The sequence below is a fragment of the Pseudoalteromonas sp. BMB genome, assembly GCF_001709235.1.
Taxonomy (GTDB): domain Bacteria; phylum Pseudomonadota; class Gammaproteobacteria; order Enterobacterales; family Alteromonadaceae; genus Pseudoalteromonas; species Pseudoalteromonas maricaloris.
On record NZ_MBQA01000105.1, the window covers coordinates 31,971 to 42,774 of the forward strand.

Annotated in this window: 13 protein-coding genes; 12 read left to right on the forward strand and 1 reads right to left on the reverse strand. The window is 43.2% G+C overall.

What is annotated here, in order from left to right:
• Nucleotides 1–7 precede the first annotated feature (7 nt).
• The 11 genes from BB427_RS07640 (at nt 8) to mgtE (ending at nt 8,671) form a co-directional block, all read left to right on the forward strand.
• The gene (locus BB427_RS07640; RefSeq protein WP_010605930.1) at nt 8–979 is read left to right on the forward strand and encodes a KpsF/GutQ family sugar-phosphate isomerase; all 972 of its coding nucleotides are present in this window, start codon (nt 8–10) and stop codon (nt 977–979) included.
• Nucleotides 979–1,530, forward strand: coding sequence for a 3-deoxy-manno-octulosonate-8-phosphatase KdsC (gene kdsC / locus BB427_RS07645; RefSeq protein WP_045987636.1), 552 nt, complete (start codon nt 979–981; stop codon nt 1,528–1,530). Before BB427_RS07640 ends, kdsC begins: the two co-directional genes overlap by 1 nt.
• A complete protein-coding gene (lptC, locus tag BB427_RS07650) occupies nt 1,527–2,081 on the forward strand; it encodes an LPS export ABC transporter periplasmic protein LptC (protein ID WP_069020047.1) in 555 nt (184 codons plus the stop codon). The genes kdsC and lptC overlap by 4 nt, the downstream gene beginning before the upstream one ends.
• On the forward strand, nt 2,071–2,613 hold the full coding sequence (lptA, locus tag BB427_RS07655; RefSeq protein WP_045987637.1) for a lipopolysaccharide transport periplasmic protein LptA: 543 nt from the start codon (nt 2,071–2,073) through the stop codon (nt 2,611–2,613). Before lptC ends, lptA begins: the two co-directional genes overlap by 11 nt.
• Nucleotides 2,613–3,338 (forward strand): LPS export ABC transporter ATP-binding protein, encoded by a 726-nt coding sequence (gene lptB / locus BB427_RS07660; protein ID WP_039492925.1) that lies wholly within the window; start codon nt 2,613–2,615, stop codon nt 3,336–3,338. The genes lptA and lptB overlap by 1 nt, the downstream gene beginning before the upstream one ends.
• Nucleotides 3,339–3,384: 46 nt before the next feature.
• Nucleotides 3,385–4,884: an RNA polymerase factor sigma-54 gene (locus BB427_RS07665; RefSeq protein WP_069020049.1), complete on the forward strand. Its 1,500-nt coding sequence runs from the start codon at nt 3,385–3,387 to the stop codon at nt 4,882–4,884.
• A 29-nt stretch (nt 4,885–4,913) separates the two neighbouring features.
• Nucleotides 4,914–5,201, forward strand: a complete 288-nt coding sequence (hpf, locus tag BB427_RS07670; protein WP_010376661.1) for a ribosome hibernation promoting factor — start codon at nt 4,914–4,916, stop codon at nt 5,199–5,201.
• 1 nt (nt 5,202) lies between these two features.
• Nucleotides 5,203–5,661, forward strand: coding sequence for a PTS IIA-like nitrogen regulatory protein PtsN (gene ptsN / locus BB427_RS07675; protein WP_010605936.1), 459 nt, complete (start codon nt 5,203–5,205; stop codon nt 5,659–5,661).
• Complete coding sequence (gene rapZ, locus BB427_RS07680) at nt 5,654–6,520, forward strand: RNase adapter RapZ (protein WP_010605937.1); 867 nt, start codon at nt 5,654–5,656, stop codon at nt 6,518–6,520. The genes ptsN and rapZ overlap by 8 nt, the downstream gene beginning before the upstream one ends.
• Nucleotides 6,521–6,790: an HPr family phosphocarrier protein gene (locus tag BB427_RS07685; RefSeq protein ID WP_010376658.1), complete on the forward strand. Its 270-nt coding sequence runs from the start codon at nt 6,521–6,523 to the stop codon at nt 6,788–6,790.
• Between the two features lie 522 nt (nt 6,791–7,312).
• Entirely contained in the window at nt 7,313–8,671 is a 1,359-nt protein-coding gene (gene mgtE, locus BB427_RS07690) for a magnesium transporter (RefSeq protein ID WP_039492930.1), read from the forward strand.
• A gap of 61 nt (nt 8,672–8,732) precedes the next feature.
• Here the strand turns inward: mgtE and pmbA are convergent, their stop codons facing one another.
• Nucleotides 8,733–10,082, reverse strand: a complete 1,350-nt coding sequence (gene pmbA / locus BB427_RS07695) for a metalloprotease PmbA (protein ID WP_069020051.1) — start codon at nt 10,080–10,082, stop codon at nt 8,733–8,735.
• A gap of 136 nt (nt 10,083–10,218) precedes the next feature.
• Between pmbA and yjgA the strand changes: the two genes are divergently transcribed.
• Entirely contained in the window at nt 10,219–10,737 is a 519-nt protein-coding gene (gene yjgA, locus BB427_RS07700) for a ribosome biogenesis factor YjgA (RefSeq protein WP_010376654.1), read from the forward strand.
• Nucleotides 10,738–10,804 lie beyond the last annotated feature (67 nt).

Below are 10,804 nucleotides of genomic sequence, written 5' to 3' on the forward strand. Positions count from 1 at the left end.
AAGCCTTGTGACAACGAACCCATTTATTGATTCTGCAAATCAAGTTTTTGCTACTGAACTTGCAGCAATAGAAGAAGTGCAACAGTTTGTTGATCAACAATTTGTAAAAGCCTGTGAAATTATGTTTGGCTGCCAAGGTCGCATCATCGTGATTGGCATGGGTAAATCAGGCCACATCGGTAACAAAATCGCAGCGACACTCGCAAGTACTGGCAGCCCCGCATTTTTTGTTCATCCAGGAGAAGCAAGTCACGGCGACTTGGGTATGATCACCAAAGATGATGTGGTACTGATGATCTCCAACTCAGGGGAAACCCAAGAGGTGATCTCAATCCTGCCTGTGATAAAGCGCTTAGGGGCACCCGTTATTTCCATGACAGGTAACCCGAGCTCTACAATGGCTCGTAATGCAACGGTTCACCTTTGTGTTAAAGTATCAAAAGAAGCCTGCCCATTAGGACTTGCACCCACGGCGAGCACCACAGCTACGCTAGTGATGGGTGATGCGCTCGCGGTTGCGCTACTTGAAGCCAGAGGCTTTACGGCTGATGATTTTGCACTTTCCCATCCTGGCGGTAGTTTAGGAAGGCGTCTACTACTAACCGTTGCTGACGTCATGCATCAAGGGGATGCAATCCCTATGGTCAATAGTCATTGCACAGTTAAAGAAGCTTTATTTGAAATGTCAGCTAAAAGTTTAGGTATGACGGCAATCGTAGATGAAAGCTCGCAATTACAAGGTATTTTTACCGATGGTGACTTGCGCCGTATTATCGAACAAAAGGTCGATATTCACACCACCCCAATCACGCAAGTAATGACGGCTAAAAGTACGACTGCACGCGCCGATATGCTCGCAGCTGAGGTACTCAATATCATGGAAACCAAACGAATTAATGGCTTGATTGTGGTAAACGAAAACAACATACCGGTTGGCGCCTTGAATACGCAAGATTTACTTAGAGCGGGGGTGCTGTAATGCAATTTGAAGATTTATATCAGACGATTTCACCTGAAGCTTGGGAAAAAGCAAAACAAATCAAATTATTGATTTGCGATATTGATGGCGTATTCTCAGATGGACGTATATACCTTGGTAATAATGGAGAAGAACTGAAAGCATTTAATACCAAAGATGGGTTTGGTATTAAGGCCTTAATTGATAGTGGTATCGAAGTCGCCGTTATCACAGGTAGGCATTCACAAATAGTTCAGCAACGCATGACTAGTTTAAATGTAACTTATATTTACCAAGGCCAAGAAAACAAATTAGTGGCATATGATGAACTGAAGACTAAGCTCAGCCTTAGTGATGACGAAATTGCATATATTGGTGATGATGGCCCAGATCTACCCGTAATGGAGCAAGTCGGTTTTGCCGTTGCCGTCAATGATGCACATCCTCTTGTTAAACATATCGCCCATTACACGACCTTGATGCCTGGTGGTTTTGGTGCCGTGAGAGAACTGACTGATCTTCTAATGCTCAGCCAAAATCACTTATTGACTTCCAAAGGATCAAGTACATGACCGTATTACGTGTCATCTTACTCATTGTTTTCGCTTCTCTAATGGTATGGATGTGGTCGCCCATGTTGAATCCATCAGAGGCGGACTCAGCAAAAGAAGATGAACCGTTAGCTAAGCCCGATTATGTTGCAACCACGCTTCAGCAAACGACCTATAGTGAAAATGGCTTATTAAACTATCAGGTAACTGCTGATAAGATGGAGTTGTATCAAGATCTTGGCTTTAGTCACTTTGAAAAGCCTATTTTCACCTTATATAACGGTGAGCAGAATTGGCAAATAAGTGCATTAGAAGCAACACTGTACGAAAACAATACCTTGATATTAGAAGGCAATGTGCTGGCAAAGAATTTAACGCCTAACGCCATGATCACCGATATCAATGCCGATAATGTAAGAGTTGAAATTAAGCAAAAATTGATGAAATCGGAACACCCTGTCGTTATCACAGGTCCTAGTCTTAGGATCACGGGTAAAGGGCTGCATGCGGATCTACAAAAGCAAGTGATCGAACTCATCAACCACACAAAGACAATTTATTATGACCAGTAAAATCATTAACAAACTAGTTTTCATCGGCTTGCTTGCAAGTTCTACTCTAGCAATTGCTGCAGAACAAAATGAAGTCATTATTGATGCTGGCCGTCAGCAAGCTCAACTGCAAAGCAACATCGGTATTTTTGAACAAAATGTTGTTATTATTCATGGCAACAGAAAAATAAATGCCGATCGCCTAGAAGTCCACCGCCGCGCGGAGCTTGGTACTAACAAGCAACTACTTGTTGCAACTGGCAGCCCTGCTATTTTCAGCGAACGTCAACCTGATGGTAATTTGCTAGAAGCCAAAGCAAACGAAATTCGTTACGACGTTGCAAAAGGCACCTTAGTCATTTCTGGCGATGCGGAAATCAATCAAACTGGGCAAAAAATCAATGCGCAAGTCATCACCTATGACATTGAAAAGCAATTGATCAGTGCTGAGCGCTCAGACCAAGAAGATTCTCGGGTAAGAACCATCCTTGTTCCTGTTGATGACAAAAAAGACGCAAAAGATAAAAAAGCGCAGGAAGAAGGTAACAATTAATGAGCGAGCTCAAAGCAACTGGTCTAGCAAAGAGTTATAAAGGTCGTGAAGTCGTCAAAAATGTTGGCTTAAGTGTTAAGGCTGGCAGCATTGTAGGCTTATTAGGACCAAATGGTGCAGGTAAAACCACTACGTTCTACATGATTGTAGGGTTAGTACCAAGCGACAAAGGTTTTATTCAGATTGATGATGAAGATATCACTTTGCTACCGATGCACAGCCGCGCGCGACTTGGTATTGGCTATCTACCGCAAGAGTCTTCAATCTTTAGAAAACTCACGGTCTATCAAAATTTGATGGCGATTTTAGAAACTCGAAAAGACTTATCTAAAGTTGAGAGAGAAGCTGAACTAAACGAGTTACTGGACGAATTTAATATTCAACACATTCGTGACTCACAGGGCATGGCATTATCGGGAGGCGAAAGAAGACGCGTAGAAATTGCTCGCGCTTTAGCCGCTAATCCTAAGTTTATCCTGTTAGATGAACCTTTTGCTGGTGTTGATCCTATTTCGGTGTTAGATATAAAGACAATCATAGAGCACCTAAAAAATCGCGGTATCGGTGTGCTAATCACCGATCATAACGTTAGAGAAACACTGGACGTATGTGAAAAAGCCTACATCGTTTCACATGGTGAGTTAATCGCTGCAGGCACGCCAGAACATGTTTTGGCAGATCAAACCGTAAGAGATGTCTACCTAGGCGAACAATTCAAGCTATAGTTAAGACGTAGTATTAATAACTGTTAAAAAGGATTGTTAGAGATACATGAGGCAATCATTACAGCTGCGCATGGGGCAGCAACTTACAATGACTCCGCAACTGCAACAAGCCATTCGCTTGCTGCAGCTCAGTACATTGGATCTGCAACAAGAAATACAAGAAGCATTAGACAGCAATCCATTGTTGGAAGTGGAAGAAGGTGATAATACTGACGGCGAAAACGCTGACCAACACAGCCAAGAAAAGAGTAGTGCTGACGACAATCAAGATTCAAGCGATGAAGCGCAGGTTAGTGACTATGAGATAGACTCAGATACCGCCATGAGCAAAGACACTGTCAGTGATGACCTTGCCATGGATGTCACTTGGGATGAATATATGAGCGCAGCACCCGCTGCAAGTTCAGGCCCACTTCCCGATGACGATAATGTTTATCAAGGGGAAACCTCTGAATCTCTCCACGACTATCTCATGTGGCAACTTGAGCTGACACCATTTAGTCCAACAGATAGAGCGATTGCGATTGCGATTATTGAAGCAGTCGACCTGTCAGGCATTTTAACACTGTCTTGCGAAGACATTTTAGAAAGCATTAATGATGAAAGTAGCGAAGAGCCTATTGAGCTGGATGAAGTCGAAGCCGTACTCAAACGTATCCAACTTTTCGATCCTGTCGGTATCGCAGCGCGTAGTTTACAAGAGTGCTTGTGTATTCAGCTAAATCAATTCGCCCCAGATACGCCATGGATTACCGAAACGAAAATGATCCTGACAGAGCATATCGATTTGCTTGCCAGCCGTGACTATCGAACTTTGGCTAAGAAAACGCGCCTTAAAGAAGCCGATCTCAAAGAGGTCATGACGTTAATTCATAGCCTTAACCCAAAACCAGCGGCAAGCATTATTCATGAAGAGCCTGAATATGTGATCCCTGACGTATCAGTGAAAAAAGTAAAAGGTCGCTGGGTCGTAGAGCTAAATCCTGATGCTATGCCTAAAATAAGAGTAAACGACCATTACGCTGCGATGTCTAGAACGGCGAAATCCAGTACGGATAGTCAGTTTATTCGCTCACATTTACAAGAAGCAAAGTGGTTTATTAAAAGCTTAGAAAGCCGAAATGATACATTATTAAAAGTTACCAATTGCATTGTGCAACAACAACAGGCATTCTTTGAACATGGCCCCGAAGCAATGCGCCCTATGGTGCTAAATGATGTTGCTGAAATGGTTGAGATGCATGAGTCCACAATTTCCCGTGTGACAACACAAAAATACATGCATACACCTCGGGGAATATTTGAGCTGAAGTATTTCTTCTCTAGCCATGTAAGTACAGAAAATGGAGGTGAGTGCTCCTCTACAGCAATTAGAGCACTTATCAAAAAGCTGATAGCTGCAGAAAATACCGCGAAGCCATTGAGTGACAGCAAAATTGCAGATATCTTAGCTGAGCAAGGAATTAAGGTAGCGAGACGTACGATTGCAAAATATCGTGAATCCCTAGCCATTCCACCGTCAAATCAGCGTAAAAGCTTGATATAAGACGTAAAACCCAAGAAGGAAAAATGCTTATGCAACTAAATCTAACTGGTCGCCATGTAGAAATTACTGACTCATTAAGAGACTATGTCACCAACAAGTTTGCGAAGCTAGAAAGGCACTTTGATCATATCAATAACGTGCATGTGATCCTTGATGTCGAGAAGCTAGTACAAAAAGCAGAAGCAACATTACACGTAAACGGCGGCGAGCTATTTGCATCAACAGAGCATCAAGATATGTATGCCGCAATTGATGGCCTTATCGACAAGCTAGATCGTCAAGTTATTAAACACAAAGAGAAGCTCACTCGACACTAAGATGAAATTAAGTGAATTAGTGAACAAGGACTGCAGTAAAGCTGCGGTCCTTTTTAATAGCAAAAAACGTATTTTAGAATACATCAGCGAACTGGCCCATAGCCAAATTCCAAATACCAGTCAGCATGCTATCTTGGACGCCTTAATGGCGCGAGAGAAATTAGGCAGCACAGGGATCGGTAAAGGCATTGCCATTCCCCATGGTCGACTTGAAGGTTTGGATAAAATCCTTGCAATGGTGCTTGTCAGCGAGCAAGGGATCCAGTTTGAAGCCATAGATAAGCAGCCTGTCGATATTTTTGTCGCGTTCATCGTACCCGAAGGTGACAATCAACAGCACCTGAAGACCTTAGCGGCGATTGCTGATACACTCAAAGACAAGTCTTTTTGCAAAATGCTTAGACAAGCAAAAAGTGACGATGAGTTATATGCTGTGATCCAAGGTGAACTTGATGAGTGATGAAGAAAAAGGACTCGAGCTTATCATTATCAGTGGCCGCTCAGGCTCTGGTAAATCTGTAGCGCTTCGAGTATTGGAAGACTTAGGCTACTATTGTGTAGATAACATTCCGGTCAATTTACTGCCGTCTTTAGTCCGCAGTGTTTCGGACAATTATAATAAAATTGCAGTCAGTATTGATGTTAGAAACTTGCCTAAAGAACAGGACGAGTTTAATGACATTCTTGAATACTTACCTGGCTTTGCCAAACCTACCCTGTTTTATTTAGACAGTGACGATCAAACCCTGATAAAACGCTTCTCAGAAACACGCCGTTTGCACCCTCTTTCACTGCATAATCTTCCATTAGATGTTGCGATAAAGAAAGAACGGGAATTGTTAGACGTGTTGATCACTCGCGCCGATTTTCTCATTGATACTACAGGCCTGAGCGTTCATCAACTTGCAGAAGATATCCGCGAAAAAATCTTAGGTAAAAAAGACAAACAACTCATTATTACCTTTGAATCTTTCGGCTTTAAACACGGCATCCCAAAACAAGCGGATTACGTTTTTGATGCGCGCTTTTTGCCCAACCCACATTGGGAGCCTGAGCTTAAGCCACTAACTGGCCTAGATCAGCCAGTCAAAGACTATTTGTCGAGTCACAGCATAGTGCAAAAGTTTACTTGGCAGATCCAAACCTTTGTACAAACTTGGTTACCACACTTAGAGCGTAACAATCGCAGCTATCTAACGATCGCGATAGGATGTACTGGTGGGCAGCATCGCTCGGTATACTTAGCGCAAACCATTGGTGAGCGTTTTGCTAAAACCCATCCCAACGTCAAAATTCGCCACCGTGAGCAAGAGGGTTAAATGTTAGAAGATACGTTTTTAATTCAGAACAAGCTTGGTCTGCACGCTCGAGCAGCGACGGTTCTTGCACAATTAGCAACCCAATTTGATGCCGAAGTGACCTTATATCAAGGAGACAAAAGCGCAGCTGCTGACAGCGTACTAGCGCTGTTGTTACTTGAAAGCAGCCAAGGGAAAGAAGTCCGAGTGGTTTGTGAAGGTCCTGATGCTCAGTATGCACTAGACGCCATTGGCGGACTAATAGAAAATAAATTTAATGAATCCGAGTAACTTGGGCTACTAGCACCAAAATAGCACTAAGGTCTGATTCATTTATTCCCTGCTAATCTCCCCCTCCGTAACCAGACTGGCCTAATACCAATTAGTCTTAATACTTGCTCAATTTGAAGGAGCAAATCTGACGCTAACTGTGTTAAAAATTTTTCATTTAGAACAACTAAATAGCAAAATTTTCGCCGTGTTATCGACAAGATTTTCTCGCCTCAAAATAGATCACTTAATTAAGCGAATTGGTATAATAAGTCTCTCATAATTAAGCGTAAACCTTGGTAGTTCTCAATAAACTGAGTTACACTGTAATACCAATTTAGGTTTCTTTCGTGCAGTAAAGCGAGTTGCCGAGAAAATCCTACTTTATCGTTGCGTACACCTTTAACGTGTATTAACGGTAGCAACCCACCAGCAGAAACAACACGAATAAAATTCAAATTAAGAAATTGGTTTCTGCGATAAAGTAAATGAATTAGGTTAACTAAATCACGTTAGCCAACATTATTATCAAAAAGGATGCCTATGCCTGAAGTATTTGAACAAGACTACACACTGGAACAACTCCAAAAGGTAACTAAAGCCTTAAACAGTGGTCAGTTTGTTCAAGTTAGGCGTATGCTCGCAGAAACAGCTCCTTGTGACACAGCACTGCTTTTAGAATCATCTCCTCATAAAGTTCGCTCTATGCTGTGGCAGCTCGTTGACCCAGATATCCAAGGGGATGTCTTAGAGGAACTGTCAGAGGACGTAAGACTTGGGATCATCGCCCAGATGGAGCCGGAGCTAATTGCTGCCGCTACAGAAGACATGGACGACGATGACCTTGGTGATGTCCTAAGAAGCCTGCCTGATACCGTCTACCAAGACGTTATCGGTGCGATGGATAGCCAAGATAGAGAACGTGCGACACAAGCCTTGTCCTACAAGGAACACTCGGCCGGTGCGCTAATGAGCACTGACACGGTCACTATTCGACCCGATGTTACCTTAGAAGTTGTATTTAGATATCTACGTCTTAAAGGCGAATTGCCAGACGGTACGGACGAGTTGTATGTAGTTGATAAAGATAACTGCTTTTTAGGCACGCTGCCTGTCAATACCTTATTAACTAAGTCTCCTGACAGTATGGTTCGAGACTTGATGGATGAAGATAAGGAAACGATCCCTATCTCCATGGATGAGTCTGAAGTGGCGCAGCTTTTTGAGCGTCATAACTGGATCTCGGCTCCTGTAGTTGACGATAACGCTCATTTGCTTGGTCGTGTCACCATTGATGACGTTGTTGACGTCATCCGTGAAGATGCTGAGCACAGCTTGTTAAGTATGGCAGGTCTTGAAGATGAAGAAGACACCTTTGCGCCAGTTCTAAAAAGTAGCCAGCGCCGCTCTATTTGGCTTGGGATTAACCTGTTAACCGCATTGATGGCAGCGTTTGTTGCAAGCTTCTTCGAAGGTACTCTGGATATTTTACCTATTCTCGCAGTGTTAAATGGCATAGTACCAAGTATGGGTGGCGTTGCCGGTAGCCAAACGCTAACCCTAGTGATTCGTGGTATTGCCCTTGGTCATATTAACCAGACTAACCAAAAGTTTTTAATGGGTAAAGAGCTGGCGATCGGCGCCTTAAACGGCGTGCTGTGGTCTGTCTTGATCGCTGGGGTTATTGCTGTATGGCAATGGGACTTCACACTCGGTGCAGTTATTGCCTTCGCAATGTTTATGAACTTAGTCGCAGCAGGTATCGCGGGTGCCAGTATTCCAATTATGCTAAAGAGAATGAATATCGACCCAGCACTAGCTGGTAGTGTGGTACTAACAACGGTTACCGATATTGTCGGGATTTTTGCATTCCTTGGCACCGCAACTTGGTTATTAGTGTAACAGTGTCGAAATGGCGGGAAATGCTGGTCAAAACCAGCATTTCTTGAGCTGATGAAGGGAGTTATTCGCCCGCTATTTGCATATTATTGAGTAGTATAGAGCCGGTTTGTACTGCGCCTCGGCATTCAATATCACCGCCAACGCCTTCAATCCCAATAAACATATCTTTTAAATTACCAGCGATAGTAATTTCACTTACAGGATATTGAAGCTCACCATTTTCAACCCAAAAGCCAGCTGCTCCCCTTGAGTAATCACCAGTTACCGTATTAACACCTTGTCCCATTAGTTCAGTGACTAATAAGCCAGTGCCCATCGACGCAAGTAGGCTGGTTAAATCGTCGTGTGTTGGTTTTACTAACCAGTTATGGATCCCACCTGCGTGACCTGTCGCTTGCATATTCATTCTGCGCGCGGCATAGCTTGCCAATAAGTAAGTATTAAGCACGCCATCTGTGATAATTTCACGATCGATGGTTTTTACACCTTCGCTATCGAAAGGACTCGAAGCAAGCCCTCTTAGTAAATGAGGCTTCTCTTCAATATTTACGCAGCGATTAAAAATCTGTGTGTCTAAAGAGTCCAACAAGAAGCTAGACTTCCGATATAGCGCGCCGCCACCAATACCTGACACTAAGTGCCCAAATAAGCTGTTCGCGATATCCGCTCGAAAAATAACAGGCACTTTACGTGTTGATACCTTACGACTGCCTAATTTTTCCAGCGTTGATTGCGCGGCTTCTAAACCAACTTCTTCAGGGGATTTTAGCTCTGTGTGCACGCGAGATAACGTATATGCAGAGTCCCGTTGCATTTGCTCACCTTCTTTACCAATCACCATAGTGCTCAAGCTGTGTCTGGTACGTGGGAACCCTGCTATTAAGCCATGGCTATTGCCATATACACGGATCCCTTGGTGGCTCGATAAGCTCGTGCCATCAGAATTGACGATTCGAGGGTCGAATTCTAACGCGGCTTTTTCCGCAGCAATACATTGCTCAATGGCTTCATCGGGAGAAACTTGCCAAGGATGGAAAAGATCTAAATCTGCTGGTGACATCTCTAGCAAGGCTTTATCCGCCACACCATTACAGGGGTCATCCGAGGTAAATCGAGCAATATCTACGGCTTTTTCAACCACTGAGCGCAGGGCTTCAGGACTCAAATCCGCGGTTGATGCTGAGCCTTTATGATTACCCACATACACGCTGATACCAAGACCACCATCTTGATTAAACTCAATGGTTTCAACCTCTCCCATTCGTGTACTTACAGACAGACCTGAGGTGCTAGACATCGCCGCTTCTGCCGAGGTTGCACCTAGTTTTTTAGCATGCGCTAACACATCGGCAACTGCATTTTTCACATCATCAATTTGATTATATATAGGGTGTTGTTGAGGTTGAGTCATAGATACCTTATCCGCTCGCTCGTCTAACTAAAACATATTAGTTAATATGCTATCACAGCTACTAACTATTGTAGTGATCAATTGTGGTATACTCTAATGTTAGAGACCTTAATATTTACTAGTATAGACAAGACCAATGGCTAAACACGAGCAAACGACCGAAGAAGAGATTATTTACGTTTCAAAAAGCGAGCTTAAGCGCGAGGCGCTAGAGTTGCATGAACTAGGCTGTGAAATTGCAGGGCTTGCCAAGAAGCAGCGTGAGAAGTTACCTCTAACGGACGAGCTTAAAGAGGCCATGACTGTTGCGGATAGGATCCGTGCTAAAACAGATGCTTACCGTCGTCATATGAACTACATTGCCAAGACATTGCGTAGTACTCCAAATGTCGAAGAGATTCAGGCTGCGATGGATTTGATGCTAAATAAGAACAATAAAGCAGACGTATTGCTGAACAAGATTGAGCTTATTCGCGATGAAGTGATTGCCAAAGGAGATAGCAAGATTAATGAGCTATTGGATAAGTATCCTGAACTTGAGCGTCAAAAAATGCGCCAGATGGCGCGCCAAGCAAGTAAAGAAGTAAAAGCCGAGAAGCCAGGCAAAGCCTACAAAGAGCTGTTTCAGTATTTAAAAGAAGCAATTATGCCGTAACGCTATATTGTGCTCTGATACAATACAAAAAGGCGCTGATGCGCCTTTTTGCTTATTACTTTTTGCT

Bases quoted from the DNA above. Each gene is read 5' to 3' on its own strand.
- lptA (WP_045987637.1), top strand. From the start codon at position 2,071: ATGACCAGTAAAATCATTAACAAACTAGTTTTCATCGGCTTGCTTGCA.
- mgtE (WP_039492930.1), top strand. From the start codon at position 7,313: ATGCCTGAAGTATTTGAACAAGACTACACACTGGAACAACTCCAAAAG.
- lptB (WP_039492925.1), top strand. From the start codon at position 2,613: ATGAGCGAGCTCAAAGCAACTGGTCTAGCAAAGAGTTATAAAGGTCGT.
- BB427_RS07685 (WP_010376658.1), top strand. From the start codon at position 6,521: ATGTTAGAAGATACGTTTTTAATTCAGAACAAGCTTGGTCTGCACGCT.
- rapZ (WP_010605937.1), top strand. From the start codon at position 5,654: ATGAGTGATGAAGAAAAAGGACTCGAGCTTATCATTATCAGTGGCCGC.
- BB427_RS07665 (WP_069020049.1), top strand. From the start codon at position 3,385: ATGAGGCAATCATTACAGCTGCGCATGGGGCAGCAACTTACAATGACT.
- hpf (WP_010376661.1), top strand. From the start codon at position 4,914: ATGCAACTAAATCTAACTGGTCGCCATGTAGAAATTACTGACTCATTA.
- ptsN (WP_010605936.1), top strand. From the start codon at position 5,203: ATGAAATTAAGTGAATTAGTGAACAAGGACTGCAGTAAAGCTGCGGTC.
- kdsC (WP_045987636.1), top strand. From the start codon at position 979: ATGCAATTTGAAGATTTATATCAGACGATTTCACCTGAAGCTTGGGAA.
- pmbA (WP_069020051.1), bottom strand. From the start codon at position 10,082: ATGACTCAACCTCAACAACACCCTATATATAATCAAATTGATGATGTG.
- yjgA (WP_010376654.1), top strand. From the start codon at position 10,219: ATGGCTAAACACGAGCAAACGACCGAAGAAGAGATTATTTACGTTTCA.
- lptC (WP_069020047.1), top strand. From the start codon at position 1,527: ATGACCGTATTACGTGTCATCTTACTCATTGTTTTCGCTTCTCTAATG.